At 58.4% G+C, this 23,227-nt stretch carries 15 protein-coding genes and 2 pseudogenes; all 17 read right to left on the bottom strand.

The genetic code is table 11. The features are described 5' to 3' along the window. Positions 1-8: 8 nt before the first annotated feature. The 17 genes and pseudogenes from HMPREF1323_RS03440 to HMPREF1323_RS09320 all read right to left on the bottom strand — a co-directional run bounded on the left by HMPREF1323_RS03440 (position 9) and on the right by HMPREF1323_RS09320 (position 22,993). Positions 9-2,681 (bottom strand): DNA gyrase/topoisomerase IV subunit A, encoded by a 2,673-nt coding sequence (locus tag HMPREF1323_RS03440; protein ID WP_009432802.1) that lies wholly within the window; start codon positions 2,679-2,681, stop codon positions 9-11. Positions 2,682-2,860: 179 nt separating this feature from the next. Further along, positions 2,861-5,839, bottom strand: a complete 2,979-nt coding sequence (locus HMPREF1323_RS03435; RefSeq protein ID WP_009432769.1) for a putative LPS assembly protein LptD — start codon at positions 5,837-5,839, stop codon at positions 2,861-2,863. A gap of 650 nt (positions 5,840-6,489) precedes the next feature. Further along, a complete protein-coding gene (locus HMPREF1323_RS03430) occupies positions 6,490-8,064 on the bottom strand; it encodes an NAD(P)/FAD-dependent oxidoreductase (RefSeq protein ID WP_009432752.1) in 1,575 nt (524 codons plus the stop codon). Between the two features lie 113 nt (positions 8,065-8,177). Beyond that, complete coding sequence (locus tag HMPREF1323_RS03425; RefSeq protein WP_044123997.1) at positions 8,178-8,810, bottom strand: DedA family protein; 633 nt, start codon at positions 8,808-8,810, stop codon at positions 8,178-8,180. Positions 8,811-8,828: 18 nt separating this feature from the next. Next, the gene (locus HMPREF1323_RS03420) at positions 8,829-10,559 is read right to left on the bottom strand and encodes a glutamine--tRNA ligase/YqeY domain fusion protein (RefSeq protein ID WP_009432712.1); all 1,731 of its coding nucleotides are present in this window, start codon (positions 10,557-10,559) and stop codon (positions 8,829-8,831) included. An 85-nt stretch (positions 10,560-10,644) separates the two neighbouring features. After that, positions 10,645-12,858 (bottom strand): heavy metal translocating P-type ATPase, encoded by a 2,214-nt coding sequence (locus HMPREF1323_RS03415; protein ID WP_009432817.1) that lies wholly within the window; start codon positions 12,856-12,858, stop codon positions 10,645-10,647. Between the two features lie 145 nt (positions 12,859-13,003). Beyond that, positions 13,004-14,200: a GT-D fold domain-containing glycosyltransferase gene (locus tag HMPREF1323_RS03410; protein ID WP_009432726.1), complete on the bottom strand. Its 1,197-nt coding sequence runs from the start codon at positions 14,198-14,200 to the stop codon at positions 13,004-13,006. A gap of 1,522 nt (positions 14,201-15,722) precedes the next feature. Beyond that, a pseudogene (locus HMPREF1323_RS09280) lies at positions 15,723-16,115 on the bottom strand (DUF2721 domain-containing protein); the annotation flags it as partial. 56 nt (positions 16,116-16,171) lie between these two features. Continuing rightward, positions 16,172-16,834: a lipoyl(octanoyl) transferase LipB gene (lipB, locus tag HMPREF1323_RS09345; RefSeq protein WP_052312353.1), complete on the bottom strand. Its 663-nt coding sequence runs from the start codon at positions 16,832-16,834 to the stop codon at positions 16,172-16,174. 165 nt (positions 16,835-16,999) lie between these two features. Then, a pseudogene (locus HMPREF1323_RS09340) lies at positions 17,000-17,671 on the bottom strand (MBL fold metallo-hydrolase); the annotation flags it as partial. Between the two features lie 114 nt (positions 17,672-17,785). Next, entirely contained in the window at positions 17,786-18,805 is a 1,020-nt protein-coding gene (murB, locus tag HMPREF1323_RS03395) for a UDP-N-acetylmuramate dehydrogenase (RefSeq protein WP_009432692.1), read from the bottom strand. A gap of 53 nt (positions 18,806-18,858) precedes the next feature. Beyond that, positions 18,859-19,332, bottom strand: a complete 474-nt coding sequence (locus HMPREF1323_RS03390) for an SPOR domain-containing protein (protein ID WP_009432762.1) — start codon at positions 19,330-19,332, stop codon at positions 18,859-18,861. A 70-nt stretch (positions 19,333-19,402) separates the two neighbouring features. Then, the gene (locus tag HMPREF1323_RS03385) at positions 19,403-20,926 is read right to left on the bottom strand and encodes a lipopolysaccharide biosynthesis protein (protein WP_009432810.1); all 1,524 of its coding nucleotides are present in this window, start codon (positions 20,924-20,926) and stop codon (positions 19,403-19,405) included. 17 nt (positions 20,927-20,943) lie between these two features. Further along, on the bottom strand, positions 20,944-21,588 hold the full coding sequence (locus HMPREF1323_RS03380; RefSeq protein ID WP_009432774.1) for an IMPACT family protein: 645 nt from the start codon (positions 21,586-21,588) through the stop codon (positions 20,944-20,946). Next, positions 21,589-22,506, bottom strand: coding sequence for a 4-hydroxy-tetrahydrodipicolinate synthase (dapA, locus tag HMPREF1323_RS03375; RefSeq protein WP_009432689.1), 918 nt, complete (start codon positions 22,504-22,506; stop codon positions 21,589-21,591). Positions 22,507-22,572: 66 nt separating this feature from the next. Beyond that, positions 22,573-22,803 carry a hypothetical protein gene (locus HMPREF1323_RS09170; RefSeq protein WP_009432782.1) on the bottom strand — a complete coding sequence of 77 codons (231 nt, stop codon included), beginning with the start codon at positions 22,801-22,803 and terminating at the stop codon, positions 22,573-22,575. 55 nt (positions 22,804-22,858) lie between these two features. After that, complete coding sequence (locus HMPREF1323_RS09320; RefSeq protein ID WP_255344660.1) at positions 22,859-22,993, bottom strand: hypothetical protein; 135 nt, start codon at positions 22,991-22,993, stop codon at positions 22,859-22,861. Positions 22,994-23,227: the final 234 nt, after the last annotated feature.

Here is a 23,227-nt window from a genome sequence, read left to right as displayed (position 1 = left end):
AGGGGGGCTTATTCGTTCGAGCTATCCTCGGCCTGTCCAGCGAAGAGGTCGGCTTCTTCTTCCTCAGTCTCCGCCATGGACTCGTCGTGCTCCGACTCGAAGACGGGGGATTCCTTCAGCGGAGGGAGCTCCTCGACTTGGTCGATGAGGTACGGAGCGATGCGCTTACCACGGGCACGGATGCTCTTGACCAGGGCAAACTCCTCGACATTGATCTCGGTCGTGCGCAGCTCGCCACCCTTCTCCTGACGCCCGATGAGGAGACGTGGATAGTAGGTATCGGTCAGCAGGAGCAGCTCGTTCTTGGGGTTCTCCCCAAGGATATTCTCACGCTTCTGATCTTCCTCGATGCTGAAGCGCTTGATGTAATGGTACTTCTGATCGGCATCGTAGTAGACGGCCGTCCAGATCTTGCGGGGATCATTCTTCTCGATGCGCAGGAAGTTCTCCTCGATATGGATAGAGTCGCTGAAGTCGGAGGTATAGCATTCGCCCGACTTGAGGACGACGAGGATGCGGTCACGGGCGTGGAAGGAGCCGAGGTACTGGCCCTGCTCGTTGTAGTTCAGGCGCAGGACATCGCGGTCGAACCATACGTCACGACCACCGAGCGTCGAGAAGCCCTTACTCAGGAGTGATACCGAGTGTACCTCTGCCTTCGTCACTAAGAGCCCGACGGAGCTACGCGACTTAATGGGGATATCGGAGAAGTCCTTCTCGAACTGGAAGAGGCGCTGGCGGGCATTGCGGATCTTGAGCTTGACGGCGACCTTCTCCGCCTCACCATTGCCGTTGGCAGAGAAGTAGAGCACGCGTGAGCCTTCCTTGCCACGCGTCAGGTCGTAGACGCGGTCACGGATGACCGAGAGCACGTTGAAGCGCTTAGCATAGACTGAGCCGACCTTACCATCGCGGTAGATGACGTTGTAGATCGTGCGCTCGTCATTGCGCTGATAGCGGTTGATATAGATGACCTCCTCGTTGCCGTAGAACTTCTTATCCTCGACCTTACCGACGAAGTACTTACCGGAGCGGAAGATGATGATGACCTCGTCGAGGCTCGAGCAGTTGCACACGAACTCCGCATCCTTCAGTGCCGTACCGAAGAAGCCCTCCTCGCGGTTGATGTAGAGCTTGGCATCCAGCTCGGCCACCTTCGTGACCTCGATAGTGCCGAAGTTCGTGATCTTCGTGCGACGTGGGAAGGCTGCCCCGTAGCGCTGGATGAGATGCTGGTACCAGCGGATGGTATAGTCGGTGAGGTGTGCGATGTCGTGACGAAGCTGAGCCATATCCTGCTCGATCTGCAGAAGTGCCGCCTCGTGCTTGGGGAGGTTGAAGCGCAGGATACGTGCCATACGCAGCTCCAGGAGGCGGCGCAGGTCGTCCGTCGTCACTGGGCGGAGGAAGCGATCGGCGAAGGGCTCGATGCGCTTAGCGATATGCTCGAGAGCCGTGGCTTCGTCGGCAGCTTCTTCGAAGGCCTTATCCTTATAGATGCGCTCCTCGATGAAGATGCGCTCGAGCGAAGCACCGAGGTACTGCTCTTCCTTCTCCGAGAGGAGGATCTTCAGCTCTTCGCCGAAGAGGTACTTCGTGCGCTCTACGCTGTAGCGAAGGAGCTCGCTGACGGTCGTGAAGAGAGGCTTCTCCTCGTAGATGACGCAGCAGTTGGGTGAGATGCTGACCTCGCAGTCAGTGAAGGCATAGAGGGCGTCGATGGCCTTGTCTGACGACACACCAGCGGCGAGCGTCAGGCGGATATCCGTCGTGGCAGCCGTCATATCGTCGACACGGCGGATGCGGATCTTCCCTTTCTCTACAGCCTTGAGGATGGACTCGATGAGTGTCGTCGTGGTCTTCCCTGCAGGGAGCTCGGAGATGCTCAGCGTCTTGGAGTCAATCTTATCGATCTTCGCACGGGACTTGAGGCTACCACCACGCTCGCCGTCATTGTAGCGGGAGACGTCGATAAGCCCCCCCGTGGGGAAGTCGGGATAGAGCGTGAACTCCTCGCTGCGCAGGTAGGCGCAAGCCGCCTCTGCCAGCTCGACGAAGTTGTGCGAAAGGATCTTGGAAGACAAGCCGACAGCGATACCCTCAGCACCCTGCGCCAAGAGCAGTGGGAACTTCACGGGCAGTGCTACGGGCTCATCGGTCGTGCCGTCGTAGGTCTTCTTCCACGGGGTGACGCGGTCGCTGTAGACAGCTTCGTGGGCGAAAGCCGAGAGCTTCGCCTCGATGTATCGGCCTGCAGCAGCGGGGTCACCGGTGAGGATATTCCCCCAGTTCCCCTGCGTATCGATGAGGAAGCCCTTCTGTCCGAGCTGGACGAGGGCGTCATTGATCGAGGCGTCGCCGTGGGGGTGGTACTTCATCGTCTCCCCGACGATGTTAGCTACCTTGATGAGCTTGCCGCTATCCATCCGCTTGAGGTTGTAGAGGATACGGCGCTGCACGGGCTTGAGCCCGTCATCGATATGGGGTACAGCACGCTCGAGGATGACGTAGGAGGCGTAGTCGAGGAACCATGTCTGGTACATCTTCGACAGGTTGCTCAGCTCCGGGCGGTAAGGCAAGCCCTCTGCCGGCTGGTAGGCGGGGGGCTCTTCGTCCTCGATAATCGTCTCGGGCGTCACCTCGGGGATCTTCTCCTCTTCGTCGTCGTGCTCTATATTCATATGCTGTCTATATCAGTATTATACGCTGGCAAAGATACGGAATTAACCGCTTCTTTCCTTGGGAAGCGTCCGCATAGACCCGTCTCCTATCCAGATCTCACCCACCCAGCGAAAAGCCATCGCCCCCGCCTCTCTCCAAAGAAGAGGTGGGGGCGATGTGCTATGAGAGAGGGGACGGGCTACCAGCTATTAGCCGAAGAGTAGCCGTGCTTGTCCCACTTGACGTCGTGCAGGAGCGAGCTCTTCACGCCGATAGAGATGCTGTAGCTGCGGTAGGGGCCGAAGGGGATCGCGTTGGCAGTGAGGCTCCAGCAGTGGAGATCACGGCTAATGCCGATGGTCATATTCGCGATGCGCTTGGCGATGAAGTCGTAGCTGGCGTTGACGTTGAAGGACCAATTCTTCGTAGGCTGGATGCTACCCGAGAACATCAAGCTGTGCGTCAGCCCGTAGTTGTACTCATCGCGACGGGGGTCGAAGGTCGTGCGCTGGAGGTTCACCCCATAGCTGAGCGAGAGGCTCCAGGGGATGCTGACCTTGAGGTAGCCATCTTCGTCGTACTCACCTTCGCTGTCGTTGGTGTCGAAGAGGCTCTTATTCTTCTGCCCCTTGGCAGCCATATCCGCCAGCGACGTGTCACGCCCGTCGGCAGGAGCACCAGCGAGGTTGGGATCTTCGCCCTCAGGCTTATCCTTATCCTTGGGCTTCTTGTCCTTTTTCCCTGAGAAGAACTCACGCAGCTTGCGGAAGGTATCGTTGCTCAGCGTGTAGCTGAAGGAGGTACCCGTACCACGGAGGCTACCGAAGCCCTTGCCGTTGAAGATACGGAGCTTATTCACGCGGTACTCGCTGACACGCCCCGTCGCAGCGTCCGTAGTGTGCCCGTACATATAAGGGTCAAAGGCACCGCTGAGGGAGAGATGGAGTGAGGGCGAGAAGCGCAGCGTGATGCTGGCGTTGATATCGGCGAGCTGGAAGGAGTCTGCAGCGAGGTTGTAGCTCGAGCTCAGCGAGAGGTTGTCGATGAGGCTAATCTTCTTCGTGGTCTCGGTGCTGTCGGTCTTCGTGCGCACCTTCATCTCGAGGTTGTTGTCAATGCCGAAGTTGATCGCAGCAGTCTTCCCACGCCCAGGCATACCGAAGATATGCCCATCGCCGAAGCGAGCATATTCCTCCGAGTGGGCGACACCGGCATTGTCAATGTACTGCAGGCGGTCGTAGTAGCCCCACATCTTATCGCCGAAGTCTGGCGTATAGCTGATACCGACACGTGGCGTGATGCGGTGACGGATCATCTGCACCTTATCACCGAAGATCTTCCACGGCTGGAAGAAGCCGTAGAGCGTGGTATTCAGGCTCGCCGACGTGGAGAAGTCGTACACGCGGTTGAAGCCATAGATACGGCGGAACTCCGTGCGGTCAGTCGTCGCATTATACTCCTTGACCGACTTGTAGGTGTACCAGCGCTCGTTGTAGTTCGCACTCAGCGTGAGGTCGATGTAGTTGAAGAGCTTGTACGACGCCGAGATGGGTATGTTGTGGGAGAAGCCATTGTTCCAGTCCTTGATGATGTTGGCCTGGAAGAGGCGGTTCTCCTTCGTGGAGATGCTATTGCGGAACTGCCCCGAGTAGCTGATGCTGATCTTCTCGTACCAGCGCTCTGCCCCGACACGCTTCTTGCGCTTGAAGGGGTAGATACGGTTCATACTGATAGCGATATTCGGCAGGCTCATCGTGACCATCGAGTCGGCAGAGGTCTGCGTCGCTTCGATAGAGGCGGAGATGCGGAAGGGCGTACCAGGGAAGTTGCGGCTATAGTTGACCGAGGAGTTCTTCGTATTCTGCGCCGCAATGCTGGGGTTGTAGAGCGTAGCGAGCGAGTTGTGGTTGAAGGAGCTCGTCGAGTAGTTCACGCTCGCCGAGAAGGTCTCGTTGGGGTTGGCCTTAGAGTCCTGCGTATGCGTCCAGTTGATGCGGAAGTCACGGCTCTCGGAGAAGTCCCCGACGACGTCGCGCTCCCCTGTCTTGGTCGTAAGGTAGCTGAGGTTGACGCTCCCCCCGAAGCGGTAGCGCTTGCGGTAGTTCGAGCGGGAATTGACGCCCCATGAGCCGAGGCTATACCAGTCCCCCGTGAGGGCCAGGTCGACGTAGTCGTTGAAGGCGAAGTAATACCCCCCTTCGCGCAGGTAGAAGCCACGCTGCGTCTCTTCCCCGTACTTCGGCATGATGATCCCCGAAGAATAGCTCTTATTGAATGGGAAGAAGCCGAAGGGCAGACCGATAGGCATCGGCACGTCAGCGATGACGAGGTACGAAGGCCCGGCGACGACATTCTTCTGCGGGCGAGCCTTACCCTTGGTCAGCATGAAGTAGAAGTGCGGATGCTCGTGGTTGTCACAGGTGCTATAGCGCCCGTTCTCCATGTAGAGACAGTTATTGCTGACCATCTTCGTGCGCTCGGCCGTGATATAGCCTTCGCCCTGCTGGGTGACAGCGCCCGTGATGAAGCCCTTGCTCGTCTTGAAGTTGTAGTTCAGGCTCTTCGCCTCATAGCTCTCCCCGCCGTCGCGGAACTTCGGGTAGGCCGTAGCCTTCCCCGTACTATCGAGGATATAGTGTGCGTAGACGAGGTTGCTGTCAAGATTGAGGCGCATGAAGTTGGCATCCATCCCCTTGTCCTTATAGTCCACGGTACTGGGCCCGAAGAGGTAGGTCAAGCTCTGCCCGATGAGGACCATCGAGTCCTGCGCCTTGTAGGCGATGATATCATCGAAGCTCTCACGCTGGCGACGACGGCGCTCACGGCGCTCGGCTTCCTCGGCCGTCAGGCTGAGGGTATCGAGGCGCAGCGAACTAAGACTGTCGAGGCTATCGGGGCGAGTCATGAGCGTATCGGCCTTCTTCTGCAGGCTATCAAGACGCACACCACCAGCGCCCTTGAGGCTATCTGATAGGGAAGAGTCGGGGAGGAAGGAGCTGAGCTGCGTGAGCGTACTGAGCGTATCGGCAGACGAAGACGCACGACCCTTAGCCAAGGTCTTCTGCTGCACCTTGGCCTCACGCGAGGGAGTCTTATGTCGTGTACCGCAGGCAGCGAGGATGACGAGGGCGACGACCCCCAGCGCTACCTTTTGTCCAAATTCTGTCTGTCTACGCATCTATGAGATAACGCCCGAGTGACATAGGGCCAGTATCTCTGCTCGCCCATTTGCCACGCTCGGTACGCCTGCAAAGATAGCTAAGAATTAGATAAGGGGCCGCCGCTCCCGTATCGTCTCTATCCACCCGCGCTCTCACCCCCGAGAAAGGCCGCTCAAGGAGCACCTTCGCGGGGAGTGTAGCACCTCACTCGCGAGAGAGGTTCAGAGCGCTAAGGTATCGCACGCCCAGCTCCCCGATAGGCCTCTCCGAAGTGATACACAAGCCCTTCACCTTACTACGAGTATTCCTCTTATTCAGCGGAGGGACAAGCATCGTTCTCGTGAAGAAAAAAGCTCCTTCACGTAGTGGTTTTCCGCTGTCTATGCACGTAGTCTTAAAGACCAGGTACGTAAATCTAAATATCCACGTACGTAGATATTAGAGCCACGTACGTAGCCCAAACATTTTGGCCACTCGTCCGCAACTTTTCTCCATACGCAGAGCAACAACCTTCCATATAGGTCAGCTCAGTGACCTATATAGGTTCGTAGCACCCCTGCCCAAGAGACGCAAAGTGAAGGACAAAGAAGAGCCCCTTCTTCCTGCCCGAAAAGGGACAGAGAGAAGGGGTACGAAGAGCGCAGCGAGGCGCTCCGTGGGGGGCGAACTACCGACCGAGGGCGAGAGCGATCTGCTGAGCAGCATTCTCCCCATCGATAGCCGCCGAGACGATACCGCCAGCGAAGCCAGCACCTTCGCCCGCAGGATAGAGGCCTGCGACGACAGGGTGCGCATAGGTTATGCGGTCACGGGGGATACGTACGGGCGATGAGGTACGTGACTCCACGCCGATGAGCTGAGCTTCGCCCGTGAGGAAGCCACGCGTCGTGCGGTCGAAGGCACGGAAGCCAGCCGACAGACGACGCGTGATGAAGTCGGGCATCCACTCGTGCAGGTCGCTCGAGGTAAGTCCCATCGTATAGGACGACGAGGGCAGCGTGGACGAATGGCGGCGTGCGACGAAGTCCGTCATACGCTGAGCAGGTGCACGGAGCGAGCGGTTAGCCGCCAGATAGCTCTTATGCTCGAAGGCTTCGCACCACTGCATCAGGGCAAGAGGCGAAGTGGGATCCTTGACCTGAATGCCTGTAGCAGGGATATCCTCGGGGTGAAGCTCTACGACGAGGCCTGAGTTCGCCCAACGAGAGCCGCGGTTAGCAGGCGACATCCCGTTGACGACAGTCTCCTCGGGTCCCGTGGAGGCAGGGACGACGAAGCCCCCAGGACACATACAGAAGCTATACACTCCCCTACCCTCGGCCTGCGCCTTGTAGACATATTCGGCAGCTGGGAGGTACTTCCCTCTCCCCTCGGGGCTGTGGTAGCGGATCTCATCGATGAGCGACTGCGGGTGCTCAAGACGCACGCCGACAGCGATGGGCTTGGCCTCGATAAGGATCTCCGCACGATGCAGGTAGCGGTAGACGTCGCGTGCCGAGTGCCCCGTAGCAAGTAGCACAGGGCCGTGGAAGGCACGCCCCCCCGAGCAGACGACACCACGCACCTCCCCACGCTCAAGGATCAGCTCCTCCATACGGCACGCGAAGTGCACCTCACCACCCGAGGCGATGATTTGCTCGCGCATACGGCGGATGATGATGGGGAGCTTGTCCGTACCGATATGTGGGTGGGCATCGATGAGGATCTTCGGGTCGGCACCGAAGCGACAGAAGACACGGAGGATCTTCTCCACGCTCCCACGCTTCTTGCTACGCGTGTAGAGCTTGCCGTCCGAGAAGGCACCCGCACCGCCTTCGCCAAAGCTATAGTTCGACTCGGGGTCGACGACGCCCGACTTCTCCAGCTGGACGAGGTCACGACGGCGCTGCATGACATCCTGCCCCCGCTCTACGACGATGGGGCGCACGCCCAGCTCGATGAGCCTTAGCGCAGCGAAGAGCCCGCAGGGCCCCGCACCGACGACGACTGCCGAAGGTGCCGACGAGACATCGGGATAGACGAGGTCGGAGAAGTCATCCACGGCAGGCTGCTCGCCATCGAGATAGACGTCGACGGAGAGGTTGACGAGGATACGGCGCTGACGAGCATCGATATTGCGGCGGCGCACTACGACCGAGGTGATGGACTCCAGCGGTAGGGCGAGCTCACGCGCCACGACCTCGCGCAGCGTAGCATCCGAAGACGCCTGATAGGGACTCAGCGTAAGAGAGAGGGTGGTCACAGGAAGACGGGATAAAGAGAGGTACGGCAAAAAGAAACCTCTAAGGGTGCGCCCCCATAGCACAGGTGGCGATGGGGACCTACCCTTAGAGGTGGTAGTGATGCGCCCTTGGATTAGGCAGCCTTCTGACGGCGCTTGTAGAGGTAGTAGCCGACACCACCGACGACGACGAGGCCGAGGATGATGAGGCCGATGATCGAGCTATAGCGCTGGATGGTCTCGGCGAAGAGCTCGGGCGGTACGGTCTTACCGATGAAGTAGCCGAGGAGTGCCAGGACGATATTCCACGCTCCAGCACCGATCGTGGTGTAGAGGAGGAAGCGACCAAGTGGCATACCTGCCAGCCCCGCAGGGATAGAGATGAGCTGACGAATCCCTGGGACAAGACGCCCGATGAGCGTGGAGCTGATGCCGTTCTTCACGAAGTAAGCTTCGGCCTTCTCGATCTTCTCCTGACTCAGCAGGCAGAGGCGACCGATGCGGGAGTTGGCGAACTTATACACGATCGGGCGGCCGAGATAGCGCGCCAGATAGTAGTTGATGAGCGCACCTATATCCGAGCCGAGCGTGGCGAAGAGCACGACGAGGAAGATATTCATCTCGCCCGTAGCGGCCTTGTAGGCAGCAGGGGGTACGACGACCTCTGAAGGGAAGGGGATGAATGACGATTCGATCGCCATGAGCACCGTCACCCAGAAGTAGTTCAGGTGATGGAGGATATCTTGGATGAAGCCTAAGGACTCGATCATATCTGTGGGAGGGGACTACTTATTGACCTTCTTCCACGTATCCTTGAGCGATACCGTGCGGTTGAAGACGAGGTGATCAGGACGGCTATCGGGGTCTACGCAGAAGTAACCGACGCGCTGGAACTGATAGTACTCGCCACACTTAGCCTGAGCGAGGAAGGGCTCGACACGTGCTTCGCGCACGATGGTGAGGGACTCGGGATTGAGGAGCTCAGCGAGTTCCTTGTCCTTAGCCGCCTCAGAGGGGTTCTCATCGAGGAAGAGACGGTCGTAGAGACGCACTTCGGCAGGGACGCTATCCGTGGCTGATACCCAGTGGATCGTGCCCTTGACCTTGCGGTTGCTCTCGGGGCGACCGCTGAGCGTCTCGGGGTCGTACTCAGCGTAGACCTCGATGACATGGCCGTTCTCATCCTTCTTGCAGCCCGTGCAGCGCACGATGTAGGCGCTCTTGAGACGCACCTCCTGACCAGGGGTCATGCGGAAGTACTTCTTCGGAGCATCCTCCATGAAGTCCTCACGCTCGATGAAGAGCTCACGCGAGAAGCGGATCGTGTGGCTGTCGGAGTCGGGATCTTCGGGGTTGTTGAGGAAGCTCATATCCTCCGTCTGCCCCTCGGGGTAGTTCGTGATAATGAGGCGCACGGGGTCGAGGACGGCCGAGCCACGCAGGGCATGGCGGTTGAGATCCTCACGGACAGCGTGCTCGAGGAGGGCCATATCGATGATACCATCGTACTTCGTGTAGCCGATCTTATCGATGAAGCTGCGGATGGACTCGGGCGTATAGCCACGACGACGTAGCCCGCAGATAGTCGGCATACGGGGGTCATCCCAGCCTGCTACGTGGCCCTCCTGCACGAGCTGGAGGAGCTTACGCTTGCTCATCATCGTGTAGGTGAGGTTCAGACGGTTGAACTCAATCTGTCGTGGGCGGTAACCCTCGGGGTGATTGGGCTCGACCTTCTTCAGGAGGTCTACGAAGTAATCATATAGCGGACGGTGCACCTCGAACTCCAGCGTGCAGATCGAGTGCGTCACCCCTTCGAAGAAGTCACTCTGCCCATGGGCAAAGTCATACATAGGGTAGACGCCCCACTTCGTACCCGTACGGTGGTGAGGCACCTTGATGATGCGGTAGATGATGGGGTCGCGGAAGTGCATGTTCGACGAAGCCATATCGATCTTCGCACGCAGGATCATCGCACCTTCGGGGAACTCCCCAGCGTTCATGCGGCGGAAGAGATCGAGGCTCTCCTCGATGGGGCGGTCGCGATAGGGGCTGGCGACGCCAGGGGTGGTAGGCGTACCCTTCTGCGCTGCGATCTCCTCGGCAGTCTGCTCATCGACGTAGGCATGGCCTGCGCGGATCAGCTCTTCGGCGAACTGGTACAGACGCTCGAAGTAGTCCGAAGCATAGTAGATATTGCCCCAGTGGAAGCCGAGCCACTCGATATCCTCACGGATAGCATCGACGTACTCGACGTCTTCCTTCGTGGGGTTCGTATCGTCGAAGCGGAGGTTACACACCCCGCCGTACTTCTGTGCGATACCGAAGTCCATGCAGATAGCCTTGGCGTGCCCGATGTGGAGATAGCCGTTGGGCTCTGGTGGGAAACGCGTCTGGATGCGTCCATCATTCTTCCCGGCACGAAGGTCGCCCTCGACGATCTGCTCGACGAAGTTCAGGCTCTTCTTCTCTTCCCCACTCTCTGCTGGGGCTACGCTGTTAGGCATATCTGACATAATGCTGTGTATACTTTAAGAGTATCCGTATCTATTATCCTTTATTATAGGGCACAAAGATACCTAAATATCACGGGAGCTCTATTTAGCTATGCTGGCGGCGTGCGCTGAGGAGGCTATTGGTGACGACGCTAAGGCTGCTGAGCATCATCAGCCCGCCAGCGAGCATGGGATTGAGCAGATAGCCCGTGAAGGGATAGAGCACACCTGCCGCCACGGGGATGGCGATGAGGTTGTAGATGCACGCCCAGAAGAGGTTCTGATGAATGGTCCTGAGGGTCGTGCGTGCCAGATGGAAGAAGCGCTCCAAGGCCTTGAGGTCGGAGCTACGAAGCGTCACCATCGCGGTCTCCATCGCCAGATCACTCCCACTGCCCATCGCTATCGAGAGGTCGGCACGTGCCAAGGCCGCGGCATCATTGATGCCGTCACCGACCATCGCCACACGACGCCCTTCCTTCTGCAGACCTTCGACGAAGGCCGCTTTCTCCTCGGGACGCACGCTGTCTACGACACGGCTTACCCCGACAGCTTCGCCGACGGCACGGGCGGCACTCGGCCCGTCACCTGTGAGCATGATGACCTCCAGCCCACGAGCACGCAGTGATGCGATAGCTTCGACCGAGGTGGCACGTATCGTATCGGCGATAAGAATGACGGCCAGCACCTCCCCACTACGGGCAAAGAGGCTACACGTAGCACCCGAGTGCTCACCTTCCTCTAAGGCCTTCAAGGCTTCGGCACTGAGTGCCCCCGAGACCTCTTCCACGAAGGCACGCTGCCCGACACGATAGGTCACCCCATCGACGACACCTTCCAGCCCACGCCCCGCCTCTTCGCGGAAGCTCGTGGGCTCGGCTACTCCCTGCGTAGATACACCAAGGGAGCGAACGATCGCCCCAGCCAAGGGGTGTGATGAGCGCTCTTCGAGGGCAGCCAAGATGGTAGCGTAGGAAGTATTCTCTTCGGCGAAGCACCAGCGAATGGCCTTCACTTCGGGACGCCCCTCGGTGATCGTCCCCGTCTTATCCAAGACCAAGGTATCGACATGGCCTGCAGCCTCCAGCGCCTCGGCATTGCGCACCAAGAGGCCTTCTTCGGCGCCACGGCCGATACCCACCATGATAGCGGTAGGAGTAGCCAGCCCCAGAGCACAGGGACAAGCGATGATAAGCACCGTGACGGCGGCGACAAAGCCGTGCTCCCAGCCGTCTACAGGACTAAGGAAGCCCCATACGACGAAGGTCAAGACGGCGATGAGGACGATCACAGGCACGAAGACTCGAGCCATTCGATCCACGACCTGCTGAATCGGTGCGCGTGACGACTGTGCCTCCTCCACAAGACGGATGATGCGGGAGAGTACCGTCGCACGACCTACCTCACGGGCACGGTAGACGAGCGTCCCCGAGCCATTGAGCGTACCGGCATAGACTTCGGAGCCAGCGACCTTCGCCACGGGAATGGGTTCACCACTGATGAGCTGCTCGTCAGCATAGGATTCACCCGAGATGACCTCGCCATCGACGGCGAAGAGTTCGTGCGGCAGGGCGCGTAGCTCCATACCGGGCTCTACCTCACTGACAGGCAGCGTGATGACTTCGCCCGAGGGGAGGAGCTGCTGCACGGTCTTCGGCTGACCGCCCATGAGGCGACGCAGAGCCGAAGACGTGCGACGCTGTGCTCGTGCCTCGAGCACCTTGCCCAGGAGCACGAAGGCGATCGTCGTTGAGGCGGCTTCGAAATAAAGGTGGTGCAGGTGGTGCGCTTCTGGCGCGATGAAGAGGTATTCGCCCAGATGATAGAGGCTGTAGAGGAAGGCTACCGAGGTCGAGAGCATCACCAGCAGATCCATGCCCGCCGCCCCAGCACGTAGCTGGCGCCAGCCACGCACGAAGAAGCCCGAGCCTGCCCAGATGAGGGTCACGGCAGTGAGGACAGCGGAGATGAGCGACTTCGGGAGCGTCATCGGTGGCCACATCATCAGCGCCATCACGATGAGCGAGAGGACGACTGCCACCAGCGTTTTGCGCTGTAGGGCTCGCTCTTCCCGCTGACGAAGTGCCTCCAGCTCGCCCACCTCAGGCTCATCGATGCGCAGGTCATAGCCCATGGTAGCCACAGCTGCACGGAGCATCTCGGGGGTACACTGCGTCTCATCATAGACGACAAAGGCCGTGGCGGAGGCGAGGTTGACTGTGGCGGACTGCACGCCAGGCGTACTCTCCAGGGCCTTCGTCGAATGAGCGGCGCAGGCTGCGCAGTTAAGTCCCAGGAGGGGGAAAGATCTCTTGACCATATGGAATGAATATAACTATTAGTACGGGCAAGGGGTACACCTGTCGTCTGCAGATGTACCCCTCACCGATGATCGATGCGGTATGGATAAAACGACTCGTACCGCCTATTTGTTCGGTCCAGCCGAAGCTGGCAGCCTCGTTTTGCTATGCTTTGGGCGCATCGATGCGGAGCGTGTAGCCAGCAGCCTCTACCGCAGCACGCAGGGCCTCGGGCGTGCAGTGCTCAGCGTCATACGTGACACTTGCCTCGCCAGCCTCCAGCGAGATAGTGACGGAGCTAACGCCCGCCACCGCCTTGAGGGCTTCGGTAGCACGCGCTACGCAGTGCTCGCAGCTCAGCCCCTCGATAGGATAGACGGCAGTCGTCAGAGCGGCAGTCGGAGTGGGCTTCGCTTCGCCTACACGGGCTACGACCTGCTGGAGGTAAGTGGCTTGTGCAGGGTGCTCTGCGACGGTACGCCCGCCAGGGGCTTCATTGACGTACTTCCCTGGGATAGGCACCTTGGTCTTCGCACCCATACGGTACCATTCGTACTCCACATCCACATGACCGAGGTCAATGGCCTGCAGCCCTGCCTCGGAGAGGTCATAGGCGAGGACGGTCGCTGTCTGCCCGAGAGCAATGAGGACGAGGCGTCCCTCTCCATACTCCTTCGCCAGACGGAGGATCTCGGGATAGCTACCCCAAGCATCCGTCGCAGGACAGAGGACACGCTTCACGCTACGTGCGCCATCGAAGAGGTCATTGCCGACGCCGAGGCGCGACTTCTCGCCCTCGACGAAGAGCAGGTCACGATCCTTCCAGATCGCCTTCATACGCTCAATGTAGGCAGGATAGTCGCGGATATCATAGCGCCCCATATAGAAGCGGGTGAAGTTCGTATCGTAGAAGTCGTGTTCGCGGGTAAGCTTCTCCAGTGCGGGAAGGCGCATCAGAGCCTCACGCTCAAAGAAGATGCGGTTGTACCCGCGATGGGGGGAGGAGTCCTTGAAGGCGTAGGGCACGCAGTTCAGATGGCGCTCCGACGAGGGCACCTGCCACACCTCATAGAGGCGCTTACCGAGGGAGGCATCGTAGTGCTGGAAGGTATCCACCTCTTCGGCCGACGAAGGACGCTCCAGCTCGTCGAGATAGCGCTGCATGATCTGCAGCTCCCCGTCGCCAAAGCGGCTCACCGAGGCACCCGTACGGAGGATCTCATCGAGGGTCTCCCACGAATCATGCACACGCAGGGCACGACGGCGGTCGGCCGTAGCTCGATACTGCTGGCTATACTTACGTCCCTTCAGAAGCATCCAAAGCTGGACGCGCAGGGAGTCTTTGATCTGCTGCCAAGTCATATATTTCTTGTGGAAAGCTTATTGGTCTATAGGACAAAGATAGCGATATCTAAGGGGAAGCCTACGGAGGCGTGAGGACAGCTCCCTACGATTTACAAGAACGGACCTATATTGGTCGGCGGGTAAACCTCTATTAGGTCGTTGCTCCGCGTAGGGGTAAAAGTTGTGGACGAGTAGCAGATAAGTTTGGGCTACGTACGTGGCTCTAATATCTACGTACGTGGATATTTGGATTTACGTGCCTGGGCTTTAAGACCACGTGCGTAGACAGAGGAAGAGCACTATGGGAAAGCGCTTTTTTCTTCACGAGAATGGCATTTTTCCCTCCGCTGGATAAGAGGAATACGTGCGATCAGGCGAAGGGCTTGTGTGTCACTTCGGAGAGGCATATCGTGGGGCTGGGCATGCGAGGCCTTAGCACTCGAAATAGAGAACAGAACTCGCGGCAACAGTCTCCTATAGGTTCACCCGCCGACCCATATAGGTTCATATCACCCTCCCATACGGGGGCGAATCTTCCCCTTCAAGGATGGGCTATAAATGCATTCGGCTCCTCCACCCTACGTTGGGTGAAGGAGCCGAATGACTCGTATGGGGAGGAGGGACGTAGCCCTAAGGACTATTCCTCTTCGTTGGTGCGGGGCACGGAGGGCGTAGCGGGCTTCGCTGCGGACTCCTGGGCTTCACGCTGACGGGCAACAGCCTCTTCGTAGCTCATAGGACGAGCAGGACGCTCGGCAGGCTGAGCCACGGGGCGCTGCTCCTGCACTACGGGAGCGGGAGTAGCCGCTGGTGCAGGCGCGGGCTGTGGAGCTGGAGCAGGGGTAGCTGCGGGGGCTTCGGCAGGACGAGCTACGGGCGTCGCCTCCTGCTGGGGGCGCTGCTGGCGCTCCTGCTGACGGGGACGGCGATCCTCACGCTGCTGACCTTCGGCGGGCTGCTGCTGGCTACGCTCGGGGCGCTCCGTACGCTCAGCACGGGGCTGGCGCTCAGCGGGTGCTTCGGCAGGCGTCGTAGCTGCAGGTGCTACCTCAGGGGCAGGCTGCTGGGCAGCTTCATTGTTGCGCTCGGGACGCTCCTGACGCTCGGGGCGCTGACGGCGGTTGTTGCCGTTGTTATTGCCACCATTACCATTGTTGTTACCGCCGTTGTTGCCATTGCCACGACCTTCGCGAGCAGGGCGCTCGGACTGGTCGTTGCTACGCTCTTGGCGATTCTGCTCACGGCGTTCGCCGCGTTCCTGGCGGTCATTACGTTCTTGACGCTCACCACGCTCTTGACGCTGCTCACCGCGGTCATTGCGTTCGTTGCGCTCGCCACGCTCCTGACGGGGCTGACGACCACCACCCTGCTGACCTTGGCTGGGCTGCTTCTCCTGAGGCTGAGCAGGAGCTGCGGACTGGGAAGAAGCTTCCTTGCCCTCCTTATTGTCGCGGTTCTTCTTGCGCTTGCTGCGAGACTTCTCACGCTGGAGGGTCTCGTCATCGGGGCGCTGACGAAGTGAGCCACTGCGCTCACGACGGATGGACTGGAGGCTAAGGTTGAGGGCCTTCACCGAGATCTGGATCTCCCAGATGCAGACGCAGAGCGAGAGCGCCAGAAGAACCATACCGACGCCGAAGACGACGCCACCAGCGACGTTCCACTCCAGGTAGTAGAGGAACATAGCCACGAGCGAGACCAGCAGGCTCGACGCACCGAGCACCTGCATCCAGCGGATGAGGTCGAGACGGCGGTAGAGGTTCTCGATCTGCTTGAGGGAGGTAGGCTCACCTTCGGGGTTATTCTCATAGCGCTCCTTGAGGCTGCGCACCGTGGAGGCATAGGAGAGGAAGCGATTGGTATAAGCCAGGAGGATGAGAGAGATCGCCGAGAAAAGGAGTGCCGGTGTAGAGAGATTGAACTCAGTAGTCATAGGATATGATGTGAGTGATGGGGATGTAAAAGGGAGGGATTGGGAGGGGGGGGGGATTAGAAACGCGGAGGAAGGAGGGCCGCAAGACGACGATGGAGGATCGAAGCTAAGAGATGCTTAGCCACGGTGAAGTCCACCTCGTGACCCACTTCGCCAGCGATAGAGGCGACCTTGCCCTCCTTGAAGCCACAGGGATTGATGAGCTGGAAGGGAGCGAGGTCGGTGTTGACATTGAGGGCGAAGCCGTGCATCGTGACGTAGCGGCTGCTCTTCACGCCGATAGCACAGATCTTACGCTCGTGCTGGGGATCGCCGACATCGAGCCACACGCCCGTAGCGCCATCCTTCAGCCCCGCCTCGATCTTGAAGAAGGCGAGAAGCTCGATGACCGACTGCTCCAGCAGCTCGATATAAGCCTTCAGCCCAAGACCGAAGCGCTCCAGATCGAGGATGGGATAGCCGGTGATCTGCCCAGGGCCGTGGTAGGTGACATCGCCTCCGCGTTCGACGGAGAAGAAGTCGTAGCCATTCTCACGGAGGAAGTCCTCGCTCATCAGCATATTCGTCGCATCGGCATGGAGGCCCATGGTGAAGACGGGATTGTGCTCACAGAAGAGGAGGAAGGACTCCGTGGGGCGGTGCTCGTGCTTAGCCTTTAGCTGGGCTTCGAAGAGCTCCTTCTGCAGTGCCCACGCATCGGCATAGGCGATACGACCCATATCGCGGTAGCTATAGGGCTCTACATACTCTGGGAGGGGGAGGATACGGGGACCCGCTTCGTCGACCACGATATACTCTTGGTCGTAAGCAGGCTGCAGATCTTCGGGGAGCATCGCCTCCAGCTGGGCATGCGAAGGGGCATGGTGCGAGAGGTGCGTGAGAAGGGTCAGCTTGGGCCGAACGGCAAGCTCAGGTAGCAGGCGCTCGACATCCTCCACCGACTGGTGGCTGGGGTGCGGACGCTGATAGCGCAGGGCATTGATGACGAGGAGCTGTGAGCCACTGACCTTAGCCCATTCGCTGGGCTCGATGGTCTTCATATCAGTGATGTAGCTCACCTCGCCGATACGATAGCCTACGATAGGTAGCGAGCCATGCGCCAGAGAGATGGGCGTGACACGCTCACCGAAGAGCTCGAAGGAGGCATCACTCCCCTCCTCTATCGGGCAGAGGGTGAAGCGAGGCGTCCCTGGGTAGGGATGGTCACTGAAGACGTAGTGCATACGAGTACGCACCGAGTCGAGGACGCGCTGCTGGCCGTAGATGGGGATATCCTGACGCCACGCGATGGTACGCACATCGTCCAGACCGAACGTGTGGTCGTAGTGCTCGTGAGTCAAGAGGATCGCATCGATACGATCGATACCGAGACGTGTGGCTTGGTAGTGGAAGTCAGGGCCACAGTCGATGAGGATACGCTTCCCACCCTCGGTGATGATGAGGGCAGAGGTGCGCAGACGACGGTCACGAGCATCCGAGCTATGGCACACAGGGCAGCCACAGCCTACCTCGGGGATACCAGTGCTGGTGCCCGTACCGAGAAGAATTACCTTCATGTAAGTAGGAGGGAGAGCTACCACGGCAAAGAGATACCTTCTCTATCGAGTGAGAGAGGGTGCGTGGTAGAGCGAGTAGTTAGGTGAATAAGCAGCGAGGTGAAGGGTGGCTATCTAAGAGATGTACCTCACCTCAGGGGTGATCTGTAGGCCAAAGCGCTCTGCGACCTGCTCCTGCACATACTCTGCCAAGCGAGCGATGTCCTGCCCCGTAGCTTCGCCATCAGCATTGACGAGGACGAGTGCCTGACGCTCATAGACGGCGGCATGTCCGAGACGATAGCCCTTGAGACCACAGCGGTCGATGAGCCAGCCTGCAGGGACCTTCACTTGTCCGTCGGGGAGATCGTAGTGTGGCGCTTCGGGATAAGCTTCACGAAGGCGCTCAAAAGCCTCGGCCGAGATGATGGGGTTCATAAAGAAGCTACCAGCGTTGCCCAAGACCTTCGGGTCAGGGAGCTTCTCTTGGCGGATGCGGATGACCTCGTCACGTACATCACGGGCGGTAGGCGTCGCCGTACGAGCCTCCACGCGCTGACGGAGGTCAGCATAGTCGAGCTTCAGATGGGGGTGCTTGGAGAGGCGAAGGAGGACGTGCGTGACGATGTAGTCAGCCGCCTCGGGCTCCTTGAAGAAGCTATGGCGATAGCTGTAGTTGCACTCCTCGACAGCGAAGTGACGCACCTCACCCGTACGACGATGCACCGTGTGCACCTCGCGGATGACCTCGCAGATCTCAGCGCCATAGGCACCGATATTCTGCACAGCGGCAGCACCGACTTCGCCTGGGATGAGGGAGAGGTTCTCGACGCCGTAGAGCTCGGCTTCGGCCATCTGGGCTACGAAGTCGTCCCACTTGACGCCTGAGCCGACGAGGAGGTCGACCGTATCAGCCGTCTCAGCGAGACGCTCAATGCTTTGGATCACCGAGTGTAGTACGATCCCATGAAAATTGGTGAGGAAGAGCAGGTTGCTTCCCTCACCAATAGTGATACAGCGACACTCTTGGAAGTACTCGTCACGGCTCAATAGCTGTAAATCCTCGATGCTGGCGAAGGGGATGAACCAGTCTGCCTGGGCATCGATACAGAAGGTATTGTGCTCACGTAGCGAGTAGCTCTGTAGTATCTCCATATAGATATAGGTAGCCCCGCCCCAGGGATTGGGGCGGGGGCTATAAAGTCTGATTAGTTATCGTTTTCCAGGAGCCATGCATCCTTGAAGTCAGGAGCAAAGCGAGCCTTGATAGCGTCACGGCTTGCAACAGCTTCTTCGCGCGTATCGAAGCTGGCTACGATGACACGCAGCATACCTACGTCGTTGGTAGCGAGGACGGCGCTGTAGCCAGCCTGGACCATACGATCCTTGAGATTGCGAGCATTCGTAGGATTCTGGAAGCTACCTACGACTACGCTATAGCGCTTCAGACGGGTAGCATCTTCGCCCTGGTAAGTCGTGACACGCTCCTTGCGTACGGTCACGGGGACAGCAGGAGCAGCTGCAGGAGCTTCATACTGTACGGCTGGCGTGGTGCTCTGAGTAGCGACCTCACGCTGCTTAGCCTGCTCGTAGGCCTTACGATAAGCGCTCTTCTTCGCACCGCAGGAGCTCAGCGAAGCAACTGCCACAAGTGCCAGAGAGGCCAAGATGATCTTCTTCATAATTCTCATTCTATGATTATGGACGTGATACAATGTATTGTAGACCAATGGCTACAAAGATAACAATTTGTCAGGACTGGGTGGCGGGACGACGCAGCACATAGTGGCGCACGAGACCCCACACATAGAGGTAGTCTTCACGGGCAAAGAGGTAGACCAAGAGTAGATAGGTCAGCCCTAATACTGTACTCCCAATAGATAAACGCCAAAAGTCGGCAAGTGATGATAATGCATAGGTATCAAGTGCCCAGAGGACGCCACCAGCCGCAGCACTCATCAGCGCAAAGGGGAAGAGCTCAGCGAGCTGCTGACCGAGGGGATAGTCAATGAATCGCCCCGAGTAATGGCTATTGATAAAGAGGTAGATGACCTGCGTGATCGCCGTACTCCACAGTAGCCCGTAGATACCGAACTGCAAGCCGATGAAGGCTGCAGCGACCCCGATGATACGCCGAATAATCTCCAGACGGAGGTGCAGATCACTGCGGCCCTTTGCCTCAAGGAGATTGATATTATAGGAGTTGATGGGGAAGAGGATCCCACAGATACAGAGGATCTGGAAGTAAGGTGCAGCCGCCATCCACTTATCCCCGTAGAGGAAGTGATAGAAGGGGTTTGAGAGCACAATCAAAGCCACCATAATGGGGCAAGAAAGCTGGAAAAGGAAGCGCATCACACGACGATAAGTAGCCCGAAGGCGCTCCTTATCATTCTGGAAGCGGACCAGGATCGGAAATACGACCTTGTTGATGGGGTCTGCAAGGATCGAAACTGGGACAAGGTACAGGGCATTAGCATTCCCATAGAGCCCGAGAGTCCCCATCGAGAAGGAGCGCCCGATGATGATCGTCATCAGGTTATTGTACAGCGTCAGAAGTAGCCCAGCCCCGACCATACGAGAGCCGTAACCAAAATGAAGCTTGAGCTTCTCCATACTGAAGATCAGCTTAGGTCGCCAAGACGAAGAGCACCAGTAGCCGATGAGGCGCACGATGGAGTTTGCCAGTCCCATACCCACCAGCGACCAGTAGCCGAAGCCGAAGTAAGCCATCGCTACCCCAGTAAGCCCCGAGAGCACTCCCGAAGCGAGCTGGATGAGCATATCCTTTCGGAACTGCATCTGACGCCAGACCAAGATTCCCTGGATACCATACAGCGAGTTGATGACCACGCTCAGCGAGATCACACGCAGGACAGACACTAAGATGGGATTGCGGAAGTAGTCTGCGATCCACGGTGCTGCGATGAAGAGGATGAGGTAGAGCAGGCTACTCATCCCGATGTTGTAGTAGAAGATCGTCGAGAGGTCGGCATCATCGACACGCTCCGAGCGCGTCAGCGAGCTCCCGAAGCCAATGTCAGCTAGCTGAGTGGAGATAGCGAGGAAGATCCCCAGTACGGCGAGCGTACCGAAGTCCTCTGGCACGAGAAGGCGAGCCAAGGCGAGGTTCACCACAAAGGTGGTCACACGCCCGACGATCTGCTGGATCGTCGACCAGCCAAAGCCCGAGACGGACTTCGCCTTGAGCTCCGAGACGTCGTCAGGAAGTTGGCCTATAGCCTCCGGCTCAGGAGTGGGTATATTCTCTTCCATCTATTAATTAGGATATACTATTCTTCGGAATGGGTGGAGTCGGGGGCTTCGGGGAGAAGGGTCACCCCATAGAGTTGCTCCAGACGCGAGCGTAGCTCAGCGGCACAGCCCTGGCGCTGCTCAAGCTCGAGGAAGCAGGACTCTCGGAAGTCCTGCACGACGACGCGGGCCTCGGTCTCCTTGACTATACGCATCACGGACCCCATCAGCTCATAGCTGAAGGTCAGGCAAAGGCGCTCGGTGAGGATGCACTCACGGCGGGGCGCATCGGTGAGAGCCGCCAAGGCTGCTTCGCGATAAGCCTCGATGAGGCCACTCGTGCCGAGCTTCACGCCACCGAAGTAGCGCACGACAAGGACGATGACCTCCGTCAGCCCCAGCGAGACAAGGATACCATGAATGGGCTTACCTGCCGTCCCCGAGGGCTCGCCATCGTCATTCGCACGATAGGGCTCACCCGTAGGGCCCAGACGATAAGCCCAGCACACGTGGCGGGCATCGTAGTAGCGAGTACGTACTTCGCGCACACGCTCCAGCGCCTCCTCCTCGGTCGTCACGGGATAGGCGTAGGCGAGGAACTTACTTCTCTTCTCTGAGTACTCGCCTTCGCTGGGCTCGGCGAGCGTCCAATAGCTGTCGCTGATCTCTGTCGTCGGGCTCACTTAGGCAAAGAGGTGGGAGGCGTAGATGTCGAGAGCCTTGCGCGTCGAGTCAAGGCGCTCAGAGAGCTCGGGGCTCGCAGCGACCAAGGGCAGGCGCAGGCTATTGCTGTCGATGAGACGCATAAGGTAGAGCAGGGCCTTGATCCCGACGGGATTGCCCTCCTGGAAGAGCTGGGTATTGATGGCGCGCATCTCCGTCTGGATCATATCGGCCTCATTGATATGCCCCTCCATAGCCAGGTGCGTCAGGTGGGAGAAGAGGCGGGGATAGGCGTTGCCCACGACGGAGATGACGCCCACGGCTCCATTCTGGATAAAGGGCACGGTGAGCGCATCATCGCCCGAGAGGACGACGAAGTCCTCGGGCAGCTCACACGCGGTGATCTGTGCCGCCTGCTGGGGATAGCCCGAAGCCTCCTTGATCCCAATGATATTATCGAAGTCTCGCGCCAAGCGCACGGCGGTATCGGGCGCCATATTCACCCCGACACGCCCCGGCACGTTGTAGAGCACCAGCGGAAGTGGGCTCGCCTCGGCCAAGTGTGCGAAGTGGCGGTACATCCCCTCCTGCGAAGGCTTGTTGTAGTAGGGCACTACCGAGAGGACACCGGAGAGACCGCGGGGGTCAAGCTCCCGAAGGCGCTCTGCCGTCTCGCGGGTATTGTTACCCCCAAGGCCTATCATCAGCGGGCAGCGTCCTGCGACCTGCTCGACGACATGGTCGGTGACTCGCTGGCGCTCCTGACGCGTGAGGCAGGGCGACTCGCCCGTCGTCCCGTGGATGACGATAAAGTCCGTAGCCCCATCACGGAGCAGATGTTCGAGGAGGCGCTCCAGACTCTTGTAGTCGACCTCTTGCGATTCGGTGAAGGGCGTGACCAGCGCCACGCCCATCCCGCGGAAGGGATGCTTACTCATAGCTTATCGTTCTATGACAAATACGGGAGAGAGAAAAATTCCCTCACACAAAGTTAAGTATTTTACCTATCTATAAGTATGCAGCAGGCCCCGCACCCTAAGGAAGGGTGCGGTAGCGGTCTGAGGATCGACGAATGCACTTACCTCAGCATCGAGCTGGAGAGGCACATTGACGCGGGGGGCATTATCGACTGCCTCCGTATCGATTTTTTCCAACTGGGGTTCGTCCTTGGCGCAAGAGCCGAGAAGGAAGAGACCACAGAGCAGAGAAGTAACAGTGAGTAGATTAAACTTCATTTAGTCTGGGTCAAGAGGGTTTTAATTCAAAAATACGATGAAGAGAGGCGTCTTACTAGAGAGCTTCGCCTTCCTCGAAGTCATCAAAGTCTGCATCACTAGAGAACTGGACACAGATATCCATAGAAGCTGCAGAGATCTTGAAAGGATCAGCCACAGGGGCTTCGTAGGGGAGTTTGTTTACGTTCATATGATCTAATTTAGTTGAGCTAAAATTTGGTATTCGGAGCCTTCTCGTCTGCACTCGGCAAGCCTATAGAGTAGACCACTTGTCAGGAGGCAGAGGCTTTATATAGCATACATGGCCGAGGAACCATCCTAAAATTCGATGCAAAGACAGCAAAAAACACTAAATCATAATACCTACATAAATAAATTCGTCGTACGCATCATGCAGAGCTATTCTCTCCTCGCACAGAGGATT

Source organism: Porphyromonas sp. oral taxon 279 str. F0450 (assembly GCF_000292995.1).
Taxonomy (GTDB): Bacteria; Bacteroidota; Bacteroidia; order Bacteroidales; family Porphyromonadaceae; genus Porphyromonas; species Porphyromonas pasteri.
Note: the sequence above shows the minus strand (reverse complement) of the source record. Positions and strands in the feature narration are given on the sequence as shown.